15 protein-coding genes are annotated in these 17987 nt (G+C 68.4%); 1 reads left to right on the forward strand and 14 read right to left on the reverse strand.

The window, feature by feature from the left end:
* Positions 1–29 precede the first annotated feature (29 nt).
* The gene (locus ACFTWF_RS10085) at positions 30–260 is read left to right on the forward strand and encodes an ankyrin repeat domain-containing protein (RefSeq protein WP_378461174.1); all 231 of its coding nucleotides are present in this window, start codon (positions 30–32) and stop codon (positions 258–260) included.
* A gap of 10 nt (positions 261–270) precedes the next feature.
* On the opposite strand, the gene ACFTWF_RS10090 is transcribed toward ACFTWF_RS10085, so the two are convergent.
* The 14 genes from ACFTWF_RS10090 to ACFTWF_RS10155 all read right to left on the reverse strand — a co-directional run bounded on the left by ACFTWF_RS10090 (position 271) and on the right by ACFTWF_RS10155 (position 17979).
* A complete protein-coding gene (locus ACFTWF_RS10090) occupies positions 271–1908 on the reverse strand; it encodes an AMP-binding protein (protein ID WP_378461057.1) in 1638 nt (545 codons plus the stop codon).
* A gap of 161 nt (positions 1909–2069) precedes the next feature.
* Entirely contained in the window at positions 2070–3410 is a 1341-nt protein-coding gene (locus ACFTWF_RS10095) for an MFS transporter (RefSeq protein WP_378461058.1), read from the reverse strand.
* Positions 3411–3530: 120 nt separating this feature from the next.
* Positions 3531–4076, reverse strand: coding sequence for a hypothetical protein (locus ACFTWF_RS10100; RefSeq protein WP_378461059.1), 546 nt, complete (start codon positions 4074–4076; stop codon positions 3531–3533).
* A gap of 78 nt (positions 4077–4154) precedes the next feature.
* Positions 4155–4922: an ethanolamine ammonia-lyase subunit EutC gene (gene eutC, locus ACFTWF_RS10105; protein WP_378461060.1), complete on the reverse strand. Its 768-nt coding sequence runs from the start codon at positions 4920–4922 to the stop codon at positions 4155–4157.
* Positions 4919–6331 carry an ethanolamine ammonia-lyase subunit EutB gene (locus ACFTWF_RS10110; protein ID WP_185728836.1) on the reverse strand — a complete coding sequence of 471 codons (1413 nt, stop codon included), beginning with the start codon at positions 6329–6331 and terminating at the stop codon, positions 4919–4921. Before ACFTWF_RS10110 ends, eutC begins: the two co-directional genes overlap by 4 nt.
* The gene (eat, locus tag ACFTWF_RS10115; protein ID WP_378461061.1) at positions 6328–7782 is read right to left on the reverse strand and encodes an ethanolamine permease; all 1455 of its coding nucleotides are present in this window, start codon (positions 7780–7782) and stop codon (positions 6328–6330) included. The genes ACFTWF_RS10110 and eat overlap by 4 nt, the downstream gene beginning before the upstream one ends.
* Positions 7783–7935: 153 nt before the next feature.
* On the reverse strand, positions 7936–8478 hold the full coding sequence (locus tag ACFTWF_RS10120; RefSeq protein WP_378461062.1) for a DUF779 domain-containing protein: 543 nt from the start codon (positions 8476–8478) through the stop codon (positions 7936–7938).
* Complete coding sequence (gene adh, locus ACFTWF_RS10125; protein WP_005239499.1) at positions 8478–10001, reverse strand: aldehyde dehydrogenase; 1524 nt, start codon at positions 9999–10001, stop codon at positions 8478–8480. The genes ACFTWF_RS10120 and adh overlap by 1 nt, the downstream gene beginning before the upstream one ends.
* Before the next feature lie 78 nt (positions 10002–10079).
* Entirely contained in the window at positions 10080–11396 is a 1317-nt protein-coding gene (locus ACFTWF_RS10130) for a transcriptional regulator (protein WP_378461063.1), read from the reverse strand.
* An 84-nt stretch (positions 11397–11480) separates the two neighbouring features.
* The gene (gene mftG, locus ACFTWF_RS10135; RefSeq protein WP_378461064.1) at positions 11481–12953 is read right to left on the reverse strand and encodes a mycofactocin system GMC family oxidoreductase MftG; all 1473 of its coding nucleotides are present in this window, start codon (positions 12951–12953) and stop codon (positions 11481–11483) included.
* The gene (gene mftF / locus ACFTWF_RS10140; protein ID WP_378461065.1) at positions 12953–14353 is read right to left on the reverse strand and encodes a mycofactocin biosynthesis glycosyltransferase MftF; all 1401 of its coding nucleotides are present in this window, start codon (positions 14351–14353) and stop codon (positions 12953–12955) included. The genes mftG and mftF overlap by 1 nt, the downstream gene beginning before the upstream one ends.
* 106 nt (positions 14354–14459) lie before the next feature.
* Complete coding sequence (gene mftE / locus ACFTWF_RS10145) at positions 14460–15152, reverse strand: mycofactocin biosynthesis peptidyl-dipeptidase MftE (protein ID WP_378461066.1); 693 nt, start codon at positions 15150–15152, stop codon at positions 14460–14462.
* Positions 15153–15211: 59 nt separating this feature from the next.
* Entirely contained in the window at positions 15212–17170 is a 1959-nt protein-coding gene (locus tag ACFTWF_RS10150) for a mycofactocin system FadH/OYE family oxidoreductase 2 (protein WP_378461067.1), read from the reverse strand.
* Positions 17167–17979 (reverse strand): mycofactocin-coupled SDR family oxidoreductase, encoded by an 813-nt coding sequence (locus ACFTWF_RS10155; RefSeq protein WP_378461068.1) that lies wholly within the window; start codon positions 17977–17979, stop codon positions 17167–17169. Before ACFTWF_RS10155 ends, ACFTWF_RS10150 begins: the two co-directional genes overlap by 4 nt.
* Between the last annotated feature and the right edge of the window lie 8 nt (positions 17980–17987).

The raw sequence follows: 17987 nt of genomic DNA on the forward strand, positions 1-17987 counted from the left end.
CCGAGCACGGCAACGTCGAGTCCGTGCGGATGCTGGTCGAGGCGGGTGTGCCGGTGAACCACGTCAACGATCCGGGCTGGACGGCACTCCTCGAGGCGGTGGTCTACGGCGACGGCTCCGACCGCTACCAGGACGTCGTCCGCCTGCTCCTCGGCGCGGGCGCCGATCCGGCCATCGAGGATGCCGACGGCCGGACGGCCCTGCAGCACGCGGAGCGACGCGGCCAGCACGCCGTCGCGGCGCTGCTACGGACCAGCTGACGGGGGCGGGTCAGGTGCGCCCGATCAGGTCGAGGGACTGCTCGCGCATCTCGACCTTGCGTACCTTGCCCGTCACGGTCATCGGGAACTCGTCGACGACATGCACGTACCTCGGGATCTTGTAGTGGGCGAGTTTGCCGGTGCAGAATTCGCGCACCTTCGCCGCGTCCAGGGGTTCGGTGTCCTCCTTCATCCGCACCCACACCATCAGTTCCTCCCCGTACTTCGGGTCGGGCACCCCGATCACCTGCGCGTCGAGGACGTCCGGATGGGTATACAGGAATTCCTCGATCTCCCGCGGGTAGACGTTCTCCCCACCGCGGATCACCATGTCCTTGATCCGCCCGGTGATCGCGACGTACCCGTCGGAATCCATCACCCCGATGTCGCCGGTGTGCATCCACCGGCCCGCGTCGATCGCCTCCGCCGTCTTCTCCGGGTTGTTCCAGTACCCGAGCATCACCGAGTACCCGCGGGTGCACAGCTCCCCCGGCTCACCCCGCGGAACGGTCAATCCCGTTGCCGGATCGACGATCTTGACCTCGAGGTGCGGGCCCACCCGGCCGACCGTCGACACCCGCTGATCGATGGTGTCGTCGAAACGGGTCTGCAGCGACACCGGCGACGTCTCGGTCATCCCGTAGCAGATGGCGACCTCCGCCATCCCCATCAGCTCGATGACGTGCTTCATCACCTCCACCGGGCACGGCGATCCGGCCATGATCCCGGTCCGCAGACTCGACAGGTCGTAGGAGTCGAAGTCGTGGTCGGCGAGTTCGGCGATGAACATCGTCGGCACCCCGTACAGCGACGTGCACTTCTCCGCCTCGACGGCCAGTAGTGTCGCCTTCGGGTCGAACGACGGCCCCGGAATCACCATGGTGGCACCGTGACTGGTGCACGCGAGGTTGCCCATGACCATGCCGAAGCAGTGGTAGAACGGCACCGGGATGCACACCCGGTCCTGCTCGGTGTAGTGGCACAACTCGCCGACGAAGTACCCGTTGTTGAGGATGTTGTGGTGACTGAGCGTCGCCCCCTTCGGGAACCCGGTTGTCCCCGAGGTGTATTGGATGTTGATCGGGTCGTCGGGTGACAGCGCGGCCTGCGCCGCCGGCAGCCGGGCCGGGTCCGCGGCGCGGGCGGCCGCACCGTCCGACGCCAGCCTGCTCCACTCCGCACTTCCGAGCAGCACGACCATCTCGAGGTCGGGGCACTGCGGCCGCACCTCCTCGATCATCGCCGCGTAGTCCGACGACTTGAACTGCGGAGCCGACGCCAGCAGCCGGATCCCGGCCTGGTCGAGCACGTACCTCAATTCGTGCGCCCGGTAGGCGGGGTTGATGTTGACCAGGATCGCGCCGATCTTCGCGGTCGCGTACTGGATCAGCGTCCACTCCGGGCAGTTCGGCGCCCAGATCCCGACCCGGTCGCCCTTCCCGATGCCCCGCTCGAGCAACCCCGTCGCCACGGCGTCGACGTCCCGCTTCAGTTCGGCGTACGTCCACCGCCGCCCCGACGGCCGGTCGACGAGGGCGTCACGATCGGCGTGGGCCGCCACCGCCCGGTCGAAGTTGTCTCCGATGGTCTCACCGAGCATCGGGGCGTCCCACACGCCGTGGGTGTAGCTGGGAAGCGGGGTCGTCATCACTCTTCCTCTCCAGGAGCCTGTTCAGGCGCCTACGGGACGGGCAGACCGGAAGGCCCTTCCGCGGTCGAACTTACTCTTGGTTGTTGTGATCCAGGGCATACTGCACGGCGAGGGGTGCCGGTAACTGTGCGAAGTCCGGACACCCCTCGCCTGCGCCGTCAGAGCGCGTCGTCTTTCGTTTCCACCAGGGCCTTCGTGCACACCAGGCTCACCACGCCGAGGACGGCGAGCAGCACACCGATCGCGGCGCTGCCGTACGCGGACGCCAGGGGCGCGGCGATCAGCGGCGGCACCGCGCCGCCGAGCACACCGGCGAGGTTGTAGCCGAGACCCGCACCGGTGTAGCGGTACCGCGTCTGGAACATCTCCGGGAGCAGGGCGCCGCAGGGACCGTAGGCGATTCCGAAGATGGCGAGCGTGATCATCACACCGACCGTGAACGCGACGGGCGAACCCGTGTCGAGCAGCGGGAACAGCACGAGCGCCCACACGACGGCCAGGCCGCAGGAGATCATGATGACCCGTCGACGTCCGATCCGGTCCGAGTACAGCGCGGAGACGACGATGGTGAATCCGAAGACCACCGCCGAGGCGATCCCGACCGTCAGCACGAACGGGCGGCTGAACCCGAGGGTCTTCGTGCCGTAGCTGGTGAGAAACGCCGTGCCCATGTAGAAGAACGCGAACAGGGTGGCCAGCGCACCGGCCGAGAGGAGGATCTCCTTGGTCTGGAACCGCCAGGCGTCCATCAGCGGGAGGGTCCGCGGGGCCGCGCCGGCCCGGTCGGCCTGCTGAGCGGCACGGAACACCGGCGTCTCTTCGATCGCCAGCCGCATGTAGAGGCCGATTCCGACGAGGACTGCACTGAACAGGAAGGGAATCCGCCACCCGTAGTCGAGAAAGACCTCGTTGGTGTCGCCGAGCAGGCTGCCGGTGACGAGGAACGTGGCACTGGAGAGGATGAAGGCCACTGCGGGCCCGAGTTGCGGGAACATCGCGTAGAGGCCGCGTTTGCCCGGCGGTGCGTACTCCGCCGTCAGCAGCGTGGCGCCTGCCCATTCGCCGCCGACGGCGAATCCCTGCCCGAAACGCAGCAGCACCAGCAGGATCGGGGCCGCGACCCCGATCGTCGCCGCCCCGGGCAGCAACCCGATCAGGAAGGTCGAGACGCCCATCAGGATGAGCGTCGAGATCAGGGTCTTCTTGCGTCCGATCCGGTCACCGTAGTGCCCGAACAGCATGGCGCCCACCGGCCTGGCGACGAAGGCCACGGCGAATGTCGCGAAGGAGGCGACGGTGCCCGCGGTGGAGCCGAGGGCGGGGAAGAACACCGTGGGGAACACCAGGGCTGCGGCGGTGCCGTAGATGAAGAAGTCGTAGAACTCGATGGTCGTGCCGATGCCACTGGCAATGGCGACCTTGCGGACGCTGGTACCGCCCTGTCGCACCGGCGTGGGGGCGTGGGGGGCGCCCGCACCCGAGTTGGAGACTGTGGTCACTCGATTCCTCCGTGGTCCGTGGGGAACGCCCTGGTGGGCGTATCCCGGATGAGAGGAAAAGTAGTGATCCGGCTCACTGCGTCACCACCCCCGAATAGGGGGGTGGTGACGCGGCTCACGTCACTCGGTGGCGCCGGACGCGCCGATCAGCTCCCTGCGCAGCTCGGTCCACACGGTGGCGTACGAGTCGATCACCGGTTCCGAGATCCACTTCGCCTCCCCTGCAGCGACTTTCGCGAGAGCGTCGGCAAACAGGTCCTGGTAGCGGGACAGCCGGGGCACGAACGCCGACAGGTCGTCGAACACGACGGATGCGCGGCGGTCCAGATCGGCCAGCTGATCGGCGTCGGCCGTGTCGATCAGTCCGACGAACTCTTCGTGGAACGGAACGAAGCTCTCGTACACCTCGGCGATGGAATCCTCGTCGATGGACACCCGCTCGGCGTCGAGCTGGTCCTCGAGCTCCGCCAGCCCGGCGTCGGTGAGCGCGATCCGGCCGTCCGAGACTTCCTGAGCCTTGCCCTGGGTCAGCAGCGCGTCGTAGGCGGCCTGCGCGGACGCGGCGCTCACACCGAGATGTTCGGCCAGCACCGCCGCGCTGACCTGCTCTTTCAACCGGACCGCCTGCAGCAGGGCCAACTCGTCCACATTGCCAGCGAAGGCCATAGATCTCTCCTCGTCACACCCCGTCCAGGGCGGTTCTCCGCAGGCCCGGTCGGACCTGCCGCCCTTTAGATAACACGACTACAGTTCGAGGATCTCCGAGGGGGCTGCCAGCGCATCCGCACGGGAAGTGTCCTTCAACTCCACTCCGGACCGGCCCAGTTTCCTCGCGCCGGACACGAGACCCGCCACGACGCGGGCGGCGAGTTCGTAGCCGAGCCCCTCGGGTGGGTGGATGTTGGACACGCAGTTCCGGTCCGCGTCGGTGCGTCCGGGACGCGGGAGGTGGGTGAGATAGACACCGACGCTGTCGGCCACCGACAGTCCCGGCCGCTCCCCGATCAGCAGGACGAGCGTCTGCACACCCAGGGCCTGCGCGATGTGGTCCCCGAGCGCCACCCGGGCCTGGGTCGCGATCACCGGTGGTGCCAGCGAATACGTTCCGCCGAATTCGTCGACCAGCGCGGACAGCAGCGACACCCCGTGATCGGTGAGCGCCCGGGGCGACAACCCGTCGGCGAGGACGAATCCCACCTCGGCGTGTCCCGCGGGAACCGCGGACAGGTCCGCGGGCGTGCGACCGAGGTCGGGCCTGCGGAGGTATTCGCTCCGATCCGACGCCTGACTCGTCACGACCACCGGCTTCCCGAGTCCCACGGCCTCGACCTGCTCGGCCAGCGCCTGCGCGTCGAGCGGTTGGTGGACGGCGTCGCGTGCCGCGGCGTGCGCCGACCGGAATTCGAGGACGCGCTGGGTGGGGAGGGCGTCGCCGGTGCGGCCGAGACCGATACGCGCCTGCGTGGTGGCCCGCAGTTCCGCCCAGAAGTCGTGCACCACAGGATCGCTCATCGTGCCCCCGTCAGCGCGCGAAGCGGCGACGCCGCGGCATCGACCGGCAGGACCCGGCCCGCGTCGTCGACCATGCCGAGCCGGCGCATCCACTCCTCGAATTCCGGCGCCGGCCGCAGTCCGAGCACTTGGCGGGCGTACAGCGCGTCGTGGAACGACAGACTCTGGTATCCGAGCATGACGTCGTCCGCGCCGGGCACCGCGATGACGAAGGCGGCGCCCGCGACACCGAGCAGGGTGAGCAGGGTGTCCATGTCGTCCTGGTCGGCCTCGGCGTGATTGGTGTAGCAGACGTCGACCCCCATCGGCAGGCCCAGGAGTTTTCCGCAGAAATGGTCCTCGAGCCCGGCCCTGATGATCTGCTTGCCGTCGTACAGGTACTCCGGTCCGATGAACCCGACCACCGTGTTGATCAGCAGCGGTTCGAGATCCCGGGCCACGGCGTACGCCCTGGTCTCGAGGGTCTGCTGGTCGACGGGCCTGCCGCCGGTGCCGAGGTGGGCTCCCGCGCTGAGCGCCGAACCCTGCCCCGTTTCGAGGTACATGACGTTGTCGCCGACGGTTCCGCGCTTCAGCGACCGGCCGGCCGCGTTGGCCTCACGGAGCAAGGCGATGTCGACGCCGAAACTGGAATTGGCGCCCTGCGTTCCGGCGATGGACTGGAACACCAGGTCGACGGGAACGCCTTCCTCGATCAGCCCCATCGTGGTCGTCACGTGCGACAGCACGCACGACTGCGCGGGAATGTCGAAGCGCTGCCGGATGTCGTCGAGCAGGTGCAGGAGTTCGGCGGTGGCGTGCGGCGAATCGGTGGCCGGGTTGATTCCGATCACGGCGTCGCCGCAGCCGAGCAACAGGCCGTCGAGCGTGGCCGCCGCGATTCCGCGCGGGTCGTCGGTGGGATGGTTGGGCTGAAGCCGGGTGCCCAGGTGCCCGGGCACACCGAGCGTCGTCCGGAATCCGGCGGTGACGGTGACCGCCCGCGCGACCGCGATGAGGTCCTGGTTGCGCATGATCTTGCTGACCGCCGCGACCATCTCCGGCGTGAGGCCCGGGGCGACGCGGCGGAACGTCTCGGCCGCGCCGTCCCGCGCCGCGACATCGAGCAGCCAGTCGCGCAGGCCGCCCACCGTGAGGTGGGAGATCTCGCCGAACGCGACCCGGTCGTGCGAATCGATGATGAGCCGGGTGACCTCGTCGTCCTCGTACGGCACGACGAGTTCGTTCAGGAACGTGCCCAGTGGGACATCGGCCAGCGCCCACTGCGCTGCAGCGCGTTCGGCGTCCGAGGACGCCGCGCATCCGGCGAGTTCGTCACCGCTGCGCAGCGGCGTCGCCTTGGCCATGAGGTCGACGAGGCCGTCGAACGTGTACCCGGTTCCGGCTATCCCGTGGCTGTAGGTGGTCATTCCAGTTCTTCCTCTGCCTTCGCAAGAACAGCAAACTCCTCGTCGGGCGAATTGGCAACGAGATGGTGGCGGCTGTACAGGCCGAAGTAGGCCATGAAGGCCGCGAACGCGCCGAGGGTCCACAGTGCGGCGACGGGATCGACGAGGAAGGTGGCGATCACGGCGGCGGCCGCGATGACGAGCGCGAACGACGTGGTGACGATGCCGCCGGGTGTCCGGTAAGGCCGCTTCATCTCCGGCTCGCGCCTGCGGAGGACGATGTGGCTGACCATCATCAGCACGTAGCTGACCGCTGCGCCGAGCACCGCCATGTTGAGGAGCATCGCGCCTTCACCGGTCAGAGAGAGGACGAAGCCGATGACACCGGGCACGATGAGTGCGAGCGTGGGCGCCTTCCGCGAGTTGGTGATCGACAGGTTCGTCGGCAGGTATCCGGCGCGGGACAGCGCGAACGTCTGTCGCGAATACGCGTACATGATCGAGAAGAAGCTGGCGACGAGGCCGGCGAGTCCGATGTAGTTGACGACCTTCGCCGCGGTGCCGTCGCCGAGCGCCTCGACCAGCGGGTTGCCCGACGTGGACAGGCTCTCGGCGCCCAGCGCACCGGTCGCGAGGAACAGGACCGAGGCGCCCGTGACGATGAGGACGAGCATGCTGATGATGATTCCGCGCGGAACGTTCTTCTCCGGTTCGCGCGCCTCCTCCGCTGCCAGCGGCACGCCCTCGACGGCCAGGAAGAACCAGATCGCGAACGGGACCGCCGCCCAGATGCCGAATGCGCCGAACGGCAGGAAACTCGATGCCCCCGCGGCGTCGGTCGCGGCGATGTCGGTGAGGTTGCTCGCGTCGAACAGGCCGATCGCGGAGATCGCGAAGATGACGAGACCCACCAGTGCGATCGCGGTGATCACGAACATCGCCTTGAGGGCCTCGCCGGCACCTGTGAGGTGGATTCCGATGAAGATGGCGTAGACCGCCAGGTACACCCACCACCCGTCGGTGATCCCGAACAAATTCAGCGATTCGACGTAGCTGCCGATGAACGTCGCGATGGCGGCCGGTGCGATCGCGTATTCGATGAGAATGGCCGTGCCGGTGGCGAATCCGCCCCACGGGCCGAGCGCGCGCCGGGCGAATGTGTAGCCACCGCCCGCGGCGGGAAGGGCCGACGACATCTCCGCCATGCCCAGGACCATCGTGAGGTACATTCCGGCGATGACGACGCCGGCGATCAGCAGGCCACCGAATCCGCCCTCGGCCAGTCCGTTGTTCCATCCGGCGTAGTCGCCGGAGATCACGTAGCTGACGCCGAGGCCGGCGAGGAGCACCCACCCCGCCGAACCCTTTCGGAGTGTGCGTTTTTCGAGATAACTACTATCTTCCGAGTGGAAGTCGGCAGCATCGTGATGTTGCCCGGTTCCGGAATTCTTGGATGGTTCTACGAGTGACATTCCGTCCCCTACGTCGATCCGAATGTTGCCTCGACGGCGCCGCTCGAAAACGGCGCCGAACGGCCGAGGCCAATGGTGAATGAGCTGTGTACACGTCGTGTCAGCGGAACGTGACCACGACGTAAAAACCGCGGTCGCAGTGAACTTCGGGCGCTAGGAGCCCGGGCGGCGAGCGGGCACGGGACATGCGTCGACGGCTTCTGCGACCACTTGCGGTTCGGGTGACGGTGCGGGCCTCCAGCCCTGCTCCCACCGCTCGCCCACGATGACGTCCTCCGAGGCGAGGATGGTGTTCTCCTCCGGGGTGAAGGCACGCGCACGGCTGAGGAAGCGCATGCCTTCCGGGCTTTCGAGGCTGAAACCCGATCCGCGACCGGGCACCACGTCGAGCACCAGCTGGGTGTGCTTCCACGCCTCGAACTGGGAACCGGAGATCCACACGGGCACCGCGTCGGCATCCTCGGGCCTGCTGGACGGGGTCTCCCCGACACCGAGTCGCAGGTCGAGGACACCGAGCAGCACGTCCCGGTCGCCGACGATGAATTCCCCGTCCGGGTAGCACATCGGCGCGGAGCCGTCGCAGCATCCACCGGACTGATGCATCATCAGCGCCCCGTGGGTACCGCCGAGGCGGCAGAGAAGCTCCACCGCCCCTGCGGTTGCCTTCAGGCGCTGAGGCGCCCGGGGTACGTCCATCAGAAGAAGCCCTGAGCCTTCTGGGCGTAGCTGACCAGCAGGTTCTTGGTCTGCTGGTAGTGCTCGAGCATCATCAGATGGTTCTCGCGGCCGATGCCCGACTGCTTGTAGCCACCGAACGCGGCGTGCGCGGGGTACTGGTGGTACGTGTTGGTCCACACCCGCCCGGCCTGGATGTCGCGACCGGCCCGGTACGCGACCCCACCGTCGCGGGACCACACGCCGGCCCCGAGGCCGTACAACGTGTCGTTGGCGATCTCGATGGCCTGGTCGTAGTCCTTGAACGACGTCACGGACACGACGGGTCCGAAGATCTCCTCCTGGAAGATCCGCATCTTGTTCTGACCGGTGAAGATGGTCGGCTGCACGTAGTAGCCGCCGGACAGGTCGCCGCCGAGCTCGGCACGCTCGCCACCGGTGACGACCTTGGCGCCTTCGCCCTTGCCGATCTCGATGTACGACAGGATCTTCTCGAGCTGGTCGTTGGACGCCTGCGCGCCGATCATCGTGTCGGTGTCGAGCGGATCGCCCTGACGGACCGCCTTGGTGCGGATGGCCGCCATCGCGAGGAACTCGTCGAAGATGTCTTCCTGGATCAGCGAACGCGACGGGCAGGTGCACACCTCGCCCTGGTTGAGAGCGAACATCGTGAAGCCTTCGAGCGCCTTGTCCTGGTAGTCGTCGTTGGAGGACAGGACGTCGGAGAAGAAGATGTTGGGGCTCTTGCCACCGAGTTCGAGGGTGACCGGGATCAGGTTCTGCGACGCGTACTGCATGATGAGGCGGCCCGTGGTGGTCTCGCCGGTGAACGCGATCTTCCGGATCCGCGGGCTCGAGGCGAGCGGCTTGCCTGCCTCGACGCCGAAGCCGTTGACGATGTTCACCACGCCGGCCGGGAGCAGGTCGCCGATGACGGAGATCAGATGCAGGATCGACGCGGGGGTCTGCTCGGCGGGCTTGAGGACGACCGCGTTACCCGCGGCGAGGGCGGGAGCGAGCTTCCACACGGCCATGAGGATCGGGAAGTTCCACGGAATGATCTGCCCGACGACGCCGAGCGGCTCGTGGAAGTGGTAGGCGACGGTGTCGGAGTCGATCTCCGACAGGGCGCCTTCCTGGGCGCGGATCGCGCCGGCGAAGTACCGGAAGTGGTCGATCGCCAACGGAATGTCGGCGTTCAGGGTCTCGCGGATCGGCTTGCCGTTGTCCCAGGACTCGGCGAGCGCGATGGACTCGAGGTTCTCCTCGATGCGGTCCGCGATCTTGTTCAGGATGATGGCGCGCTCGGCCACCGACGTCTTGCCCCAGGCCGGAGCCGCGGCGTGTGCGGCGTCGAGTGCGAGTTCGATGTCTTCCGACGTCGAACGCGCGACCTCGCAGAACGGCTGCCCGGTGACCGGTGTCGGATTCTCGAAGTACTGGCCCTTGACGGGCGCAACCCACTGGCCGCCGATCCAGTTGTCGTAACGCGATTGGAAGGACATGACGGCGTCGGGCGAACCCGGGCGGGCATACACGGTCATCGATAACTCCCTGGTGTCGTGAAACTCGGGTGAACTTTCTCGGTGTGACTCACAACACTAGGGACCGTACCGTTGCAACTACGTTGCGTACTGCCGATCGAACAGATCGATCCTGGACTTGACCTGCGCGTACAGGGGTGAACGCGGGTCGAGTCCGGCGAGATACGCCTCCCACGCGGCCACGTCCTCGCGGCCGTGGACCGAGGTGGTCCACTTGGCGAGCAGCCCGTGATCGCCCTCCCGCAGCAGCGCCGCCTGCACGCGGGCCCGCAGTTCGTCCCGCAGGTCCTCCACCCCCGGCGACTCCGACCCGGGGAGCACCGGGCCCGAGTAGACGTCGAGGGCGGCGGCGAGCTCACCCCGGTCCAGGGCGCCGCGCACCTGCCGGACGTCCGACGTCAATTCGGCGAGCAGTCGATAGGGTCGCGAGCCGAGGTTGGCGGGACCGAAAACCTTTCGCAGACGCGACATCTCGGCTCGAATGGTGACTGCGTCGAGTTCGTTCTCGTCGAGCAGGACCGCGAGGCGGTCGGAACTCAGCCCCTCGGGATGCTCGGCGAGGAGCAGGAGGATCTCCGCGTGCCGCTGCGACAACGGGATGCGGTCGGCTCCCCGCACCAACGTCGGGCGTCCCGAGCCCAGCACCTCCAACCGCAGCGCCGTCTCGACGAGCGGTTGCGGCGACCGCAGCAGGTGCAGGCGCAGTTCCGCCTCGGCGGCCGCGACGGTGGCCCTGATCAGCGACAGCACCTCGGGCACCGCCACCCGGGGACCCCCGGTGATGTCGATGGCGCCGACGATCAACCCCGTCGCCGGGTCGTGCACGGGCGCCGCCGAGCAACTCCAGTCGTGCACCGACCGGCTGAAATGCTCGGCGCCGAAGATCTGCACACAATGGTCGAGTGCCAGCGCGGTGCCCGGCGCGTTGGTGCCGACGGTGTCCTCACTCCAGTCGGCGCCCTCGACGAAGTTCATCTCCAGCGCCCGGTCCTTGGCCGACGAATCGCCCTCGACCCACAGCAACTGCCCCTTCTCGTCGGTGATGGCCACCAGCAGTCCCGTGTCGGCGGCATCCTCGACGAGAAGCTTGCGCACCACCGGGCGGATGATCGACATCGGGTGCGACGCCCGGTACGTGGCGAGATCCGCGGCCGCCAGATCGACCGCGCGGGCCGACCCGTCCGGGTTCACGCCCTTGCTGGTGCTCCGCATCCACGAGTCGAGGATGACGGAACGGACGGAATTTCCCTCGCCCTCCGGGGCACGACCTGCGGGTGCGTGCCGATCGACGAACAACTGGTGCGCCGAGGACACCCTGCGTGCCAGCATCGCGACGTCGTCTCCAGGGCGCACGGCAACCCACGGATTGCCCCCTGTGGGCGGTTGACTCTGCATCGAACTCCTCCACGGCGTCTCTGCCTACTGTAACCCGGGTCACACGGGGTTGGGTCGTCGCCCCGATCACTCCTTCGGCCCCGGTCACTCCCTCAGGAAGGTACCGACCCGCTCCGCGACCATGACCGCCGTGGCGTGCGGTCCACGGCTCGGGACCACCGGGAACACGGAGGTGTCGGCGAGCGTCAACCCCGTCACTCCCCTGACGTCGCATCGTTCGTCCACCACGGCCCCCGCGTCTGCGCTCTCCCCCATCCGGCAGCTGCCACTCAGGTGCAGCGACGTCCCCAGATGGGCGAGCACCGAGCGATCGGACACCTCCTCGGACAGCGGCACGAGGAGCGAGCCGAGCTCGCGCGAGTGGAGCAGCTCCAGTCCGATGGCCTGCCCCTCCCGGAGCGCCCGCCGATCGGAGGCGGATTGCGCGTAACGGTATTCGATCCGCGGACGGTCGTGCCGGTGTCGCGATGTGAGCCGGATGTCGCCCCGGCTCTCCGCCGCCATGAGCCCGATCCCGAGGATCGGATCGGGCTGCCCCGAACCGGGGACGAGCACGTCGAACGGCGCGGTGTACGGACGGATCTCGAGGTCGCCGACGTTCAGGACCGTCTCGACGACCGGGCTCGTGTCGCTGCGCCGGAGGGCGGTCCTGATGCGGTACGGCAGAGCGACTTCCGGGTGATCGCTGAAATCGGTGCCGACTCCCGGCAGGTCGACGATCACCGGAATGCCATTGTCCCTCAGGTGTTCCGACGGACCCACTCCCGAACGCATCAGCAGCACCGGCGTTTCGACGGCGCCGGCTGCCAGCACCACACGGCCCGCGTGAACGGTGCGCCGCACGCCGCCGGACTCGACCTCCACGCCGACGGCCTCCGTACCGGAGAACAGAATTCGGACGACGCCCGCGCTGGTCTCGACCGTCAGGTTGGGACGCTCCCACGCCGGCAGCAGATAGGCGGCGGCCGTGCCGACCCGGCGGCCGCCGTCGATATTGAGCGGGACGGGTCCGATCCCGCCGGCGCCTGCGCCGTTCTTGTCGGGTTCCTCCGGATGCCCGGCCCCGACCGCCGCTGCGCAGAACGCTGCGCTGATCTCGCTCAGTTGCTCCGCGGACTGCCTGCGCACGGGCATCGGCCCGGTGGTGCCGTGCCGATCGTCGTCGAAGTCGGCGTCGCGCTCGAGTGCCCGGAAGACCGGCAAGACGTTCTCGTACGACCACGACGCGGGCCAGTGCCGAAAATCCGCTTCCGTCGCGCGGACGAAGTAGGCGCCGTTGACGGCTCCCGAACCGCCGAGAACGCGACCGCGCACCATGGCCGAGGGCACACTCGGCGCCAATTCCACACCGTACGTCTCCGTGAACGCGCTACCCGGACCGACCGGCAACGTCCGGTAGTCGAGCACGGGACAATCGACGGCCGACCGGTACCCGGGTCCCGACTCGAGGAGGAGTACCGATCGTGCCGGATTCTCACTGAGCCGGGCGGCCACCACGCATCCACTCGAACCGCCGCCGACGACCACGACGTCGGCGGCGTCAATCGGATCGGCCACTACGACTTCAACCGGGGCTTCAACGCGTCGAGGTCACGGGCGGCGAGGGCACCCTTCCAGAGGCCGGCGCCGTACGCGACGTCGTCCAACCGCTTGAACACCGTGTGCCGCACCGGTCCCAGGCCCCCGGGTTCCCGGTGCGTCACCCAGTCGGCGACGCCCTCCGCGACGGCGACGGCGAAGGCGATGCGGCGAATCCGTTTCGACAGCAGCACCGCCGCGAGCGTGACGGGCCAGTAATGACGACACATCGCGGAGGCCAGCTGCCACGCCCCGCCGGCAAAACCCTGGGCTGCGAGGATGGCCGCGATGCGGGTCGGCTGGTCGAGACCGGTGAACATGCGGCGCAGGCGCACCACCATCATCGCGAGGGTGGCGACGGCGCCGAGGAGACCCAGCCGGGTGCACGTGGCGGCGGCGATACAGGCGAAGAACGTCCACGGCGACATCGACAGCGGCGGGACCATGCCCTCATGCCTCGCCGCGAGCGGCGCCGCACCGGTGCCGTAGAACAGCTTGCGGCCGAACCACTTTCCGAACATCACCCGGTGATCGTGCGCAACGTGGGCCACCGGCTCGTAGCGCAGGCGCCAACCGGACTCCTGGAGTCGCCAGCACAGGTCGACGTCCTCGGCCACGTGCATGGACTCGTCGAAGCCGCCGAACTCGTCGAGGACCTCACGCCGGGCGATCATCGCGGCGCTCGGGACATACGACACCGGACCGCCGGACTGGACCGCGGACTCCTTACGCCCCAGGTCGAGGGAGGACCGGGCGTGCTCGTACCGCGCGAGCGTGCTGGCCTCGGGTTCGAGCGCGACGATCCTCGGAGCGACCAGCGCGACCGCGGGATCGCTGAAGTGACCGAGCATGACCTCGATCCAGCCCGTTCGGGGCAGGACGTCGGAGTCGAGGAACGCCACGAACGGAGTTGCGGCGTAACGCAGACCGGTGTTTCGCGCCGCCGCCGGGCCCTTGGCCGTCTCGTGGCGAAGGACGGTGACCCGGCCACCGCACCCGTTCTGCAAAGCGGGGGCGACGATCGGGACGTCGGAGCCGTCGTCCACGACGACCACGTCCAGTCCGCGGAGTGACGCCAGTACCCGATGCAGTCCGGACGCATTGTTCTTCACCGGAATGACTACGGTGACGTCCCGCGGTGACGGAGTACTCATCGGTCGCGGGTTCGCGACACCCGAGTCGAGGAGGCGGCGTGCGACCACCGCGGACTGCGGATCCACGACCTCGAGGTAGCCGTCGCCGATCATGGCCGCGGCGGTGGGGGCCAGCTTCAACATCCGAGTCGGCGAACCGCCGATGAGCACTCGACCTCCGGAGTATGCGCGTACCTTGGGGTCGATTCGGATCCCGAATCCATCGGGAAGACGAGCTTGGCGCATCAGTCGATCGTATGCGGGTCGGAGACCGCTGGCAGGGCATGCCGGAAATAAAACGCGGGAACATGCCGGAAATTCGCCCTCGGCGACTCGAGGACGCCCGCGCGGGTCATTGGAGCCTCCCATCGTGGCCCGGTTCCCACCGGGCAAGTGCCTTGGTGACTGTGTCGACGAGTACGCCGAAGTTCTGCGCCCCCTCCGCCGCCGTTGCGCTCGTCGGGTCACCGAGCACGCCGTTGGCCGACACGGCGACCATACCGCCTTCGCGCAGTCTTGGCATCAACCTCGCGACCGGTTCCGTATTACCGGCTTCGGCCCTGGACAACCTGACCCGACCGGGTGAAAGGTGCAGCAACAAGGACGTTTCCGTACGTCCGGCATGCGCGTCGGCGCCGGGGACCGCGCAGGGCACCCAGGCCACGTCGCGGGCCTCGTATCGAAGCAAGGCGACAGCCTTGACCAGCGCGGGTCCGTTTCCCCCGTGGCCGTTGACGAAGAGCACCCGGTCGGCCCACCGGCACGCGGACCGTCCGTACTCGACCAGGACGGTCTCCAGTGCCTCCGCGCCGAGCGAGACGGTTCCGGGGAATCCCTCGTGCTCGCCGCTCGCGCCGTAGGCGATCGGGGGTGCCACCAGCACGTGGGGCAGCGCGCGGGACACGGCGTCGGCGATGGTGGTGTCCGTGTCGAGTGGCAGATGCGGGCCGTGCTGCTCGAGGGAGCCGACCGGGACCACGACCGTCGACGCCCGGGACACGAGTTCGGGCCACACCGCATCGTCGAGGTGTCCGGAATGAGACATCCTCCGATGCTAGGCGACGCGGATCCGGGTGCCGGCGCCAGGAGCCCGGAGCCGGCCGCTCAGAGCGCCAGGGCGACCCGCTCCCCCTCGACGACGGCGGAGTGCGCACGACGGGGCGCCAGGGCGTCGCCGACTCGGTACGCCTCGATTCCACTGTCGGCCAAGTCTTTCCAGAGACCGTCTTCGGGCTGCTGATGCGCGGAGGACACCACCCAGTCGACGCCGAGCTCCGTGAGCCGACCGGTCGGGTGGTGCAGCAACGTGATGACCGTCCGTCCGTCGGCGTCTTCGCACCCGGTCGGCACGACGTCCGTGACCTGGGTGATGCCCTTGCGATGCGCACGCCGCTTCCACCCCTCCAGGTCGAGCGTGATCCCGAGATCCTGGCCGACGATCATCCCGGGTGTGCAGATCGTGACCGCACAGCCCGCGTCGGCGAGGAACTCCGCGACGGACGTGCCCTGGTGGAATCCGAGTTCGTCGACCACCAGCACCGTCCCGGACGGATTGGCGCGGCCCTCCAGAACGTCGCGGACGTCGACGACCCGGTGCCGTGTACCCGCCCAGCGCGGACGCTGCGGGCGTGCCCCGGTCGCGACCACCACCACGTCGGGACGCTCCCCGGCGACGGTCTCCGCGGTCGCGTCGGTGCCGATGCGGACGTCGACCCCGTTCCGCCGGCATTCCGATTCCAGATCGGCGACCAGTTCGGCGAACTCGCGGCGCCCCGGCACGACCGCCGCCGTCCGGACCTGCCCACCGAGCACGGTTGCGCGTTCGAACAGCGTCACATCGTGACCCCGCTGCGCCGCGGTTGCAGCAGCCTTCAGCCCGGCGGGACCGCCGCCGACCACGACCACTCGCCTGCCGCGAACCACGGGCTCGGGCAACGGGATCGATTCCCGTCCCGCGCGCGGGTTCACGACGCACCCCAGCCACCGGCCCAATCCCATGCGGCCGACACATTCCTGATTGCACGCCAGGCACGTGCGGATCTCGTCCTCCTGGCCGGCGAGTGCCTTCGCCGCGAAGTCGGGGTCGGCGATCTGCCCGCGCACCACGCCGATCAGGTCGCAGTGCCCCTCGTCCAGCGCCCGGTCGGCCTGGTGTGGATCCGTGAACCGGCCGACACCCACCACCGGGAGGCCGACTCGTCGCCGGATCGCGTTCGGGACGAATAACGCGTACCCACGCGGGACGGCCATGGACGCCTCGATCATGTGCAGCGTCTCGGTGGCCATTCCGATCGACGTGTTGAGGTAGTCGACCCGGCCGTCCGCTTCGACGAGAGCGGCCACCTCGACCGCCTCGTCGAGACGCACACCGCCGTCGAACAGGTCCTCCCCCGCGAGTCTCACACCGAGCGCGTGGTCCGGGCCGATCGCCGCGCGCACGGCCGCGACCACCTCGAGAAGGAACCGGGCACGGTTGGCGAGAGACCCGCCGTACCGGTCGGTGCGCTGATTCGTCGCGGGGGCGAGGAAACTGCGCACCAGCGACGAATGGGAGCACTGCAATTCGATCCCGTCGAATCCGCCCCGGACGCAGTGCTCGGCCACGCGCGCATACCCGTCGACGAGCGCCCGGATCTCCCGCTGATCGACCGCCTTGGGAACTTCGCGGAACAGTGGGTCGGGGACGGCGCTCGGCGCCCACAGCGGACGCCGCGAGTACATGCTCGATCCCTGACCGCCGTTGTGATTGACCTGAGCCAGGATCGGGACACCGTGCTCGTGGACCGCGTCGGTGATCCGCCGGTACCCCGGGACGACCTCGGGCCGGTAGCCCGCGATCACCTTCTCGTACGGCCAGTCGCCGGGGTGCGTGGCGTGTTCCTCGGAGATGATCAGGCCCGCACCACCCTTCGCCCGCGCCGCGTAGTAGGCGGCGTGCTGCGGGGTGGGCAGCCCGTCCACGGCATACCCCGTGAGATGCGCGGAGAAGACCACCCGATTGCGCAGGGTCAGCGGTCCCAGACGCAATCGGGTGAACAGGTGGCGGTACCCGGACGTGCTCACACCTTCGTGTTGCCCATGTCGACGGCGACCTGACTGCCCGTCACCCGCCGCGAACCGTTTCCGGCCAGCCACATCACGGCATCGGTGATGTCGTCGGTATCCGCAAGCGGATGCTCGGTGAGGATGGTGCCGAAGCTCGACATGTAGTGCGGGTGCTTCTCGAGGATCACGAGGCTGCCGGGGTCCGTCCCCATCGGCGTCTTCACGCCGTACGGGTGAATGGAGTTGACCCGGATGCCGTATTCACCGAGCTCCTTCGCCGCGGTCTGAGTCAGCCCCACCAGCCCGAACTTGGAGGCGGCGTAATTCGCCTGTCCCGGAAGGGGCTTGATGCCGGCGACGGAGCTGATCACGATGATCGAGCCTCCGCGACCGCCCTCGATCAGTGCCGGGACCGCCGCCTTCAACGTCTTCCACGCGCCGGTGAGATTCACGTCGATCAGCGTCTCCCACTGCTCGTCGGGCATCTCCCAGAAGCGGTTCCAATTGCAGATGCCGGCGTTGGCGATCACGATGTCGAGGCGGCCGAACTGTTCGACGCCCCGGTCCACGACGGCCTTCAGCGCGGCGCTGTCGCGCACGTCCGCCTGCTCCGCGACGATCTTGCCGCCCTCGGATTCCACCAACCGCACCGTCTCGGCCAGGTCGTCCGCGGTCGCGGGCTCATACGTGTTGTACTCCGACACCGGTCCGCAGATGTCGACGGCGATGATCGCCGCGCCCTCCCGCGCCAATCGCACCGCATGCGTCCGCCCCTGCCCGCGGGCAGCCCCGGTGATGAACGCGACCTTGCCGTCGAACTGTCCCATGGAAGAGT

Origin of the sequence: Rhodococcus sp. NPDC056960 (assembly GCF_042674125.1) — a bacterium.
In the GTDB taxonomy this organism is placed as follows: Bacteria; Actinomycetota; Actinomycetes; order Mycobacteriales; family Mycobacteriaceae; genus Rhodococcus_F.

Excerpts from the sequence above, each read along its gene's own strand:
- ACFTWF_RS10090 (WP_378461057.1), bottom strand. The coding sequence starts at position 1,908 with ATGACGACCCCGCTTCCCAGCTACACCCACGGCGTGTGGGACGCCCCG.
- mftE (WP_378461066.1), bottom strand. The coding sequence starts at position 15,152 with ATGTCTCATTCCGGACACCTCGACGATGCGGTGTGGCCCGAACTCGTG.
- ACFTWF_RS10130 (WP_378461063.1), bottom strand. The coding sequence starts at position 11,396 with ATGCAGAGTCAACCGCCCACAGGGGGCAATCCGTGGGTTGCCGTGCGC.
- eat (WP_378461061.1), bottom strand. The coding sequence starts at position 7,782 with ATGTCACTCGTAGAACCATCCAAGAATTCCGGAACCGGGCAACATCAC.
- ACFTWF_RS10100 (WP_378461059.1), bottom strand. The coding sequence starts at position 4,076 with ATGGCCTTCGCTGGCAATGTGGACGAGTTGGCCCTGCTGCAGGCGGTC.
- ACFTWF_RS10155 (WP_378461068.1), bottom strand. The coding sequence starts at position 17,979 with ATGGGACAGTTCGACGGCAAGGTCGCGTTCATCACCGGGGCTGCCCGC.
- eutC (WP_378461060.1), bottom strand. The coding sequence starts at position 4,922 with ATGAGCGATCCTGTGGTGCACGACTTCTGGGCGGAACTGCGGGCCACC.
- ACFTWF_RS10120 (WP_378461062.1), bottom strand. The coding sequence starts at position 8,478 with ATGGACGTACCCCGGGCGCCTCAGCGCCTGAAGGCAACCGCAGGGGCG.
- mftF (WP_378461065.1), bottom strand. The coding sequence starts at position 14,353 with ATGCGCCAAGCTCGTCTTCCCGATGGATTCGGGATCCGAATCGACCCC.
- ACFTWF_RS10085 (WP_378461174.1), top strand. The coding sequence starts at position 30 with ATGCTGGTCGAGGCGGGTGTGCCGGTGAACCACGTCAACGATCCGGGC.
- adh (WP_005239499.1), bottom strand. The coding sequence starts at position 10,001 with ATGACCGTGTATGCCCGCCCGGGTTCGCCCGACGCCGTCATGTCCTTC.
- ACFTWF_RS10110 (WP_185728836.1), bottom strand. The coding sequence starts at position 6,331 with ATGACCACCTACAGCCACGGGATAGCCGGAACCGGGTACACGTTCGAC.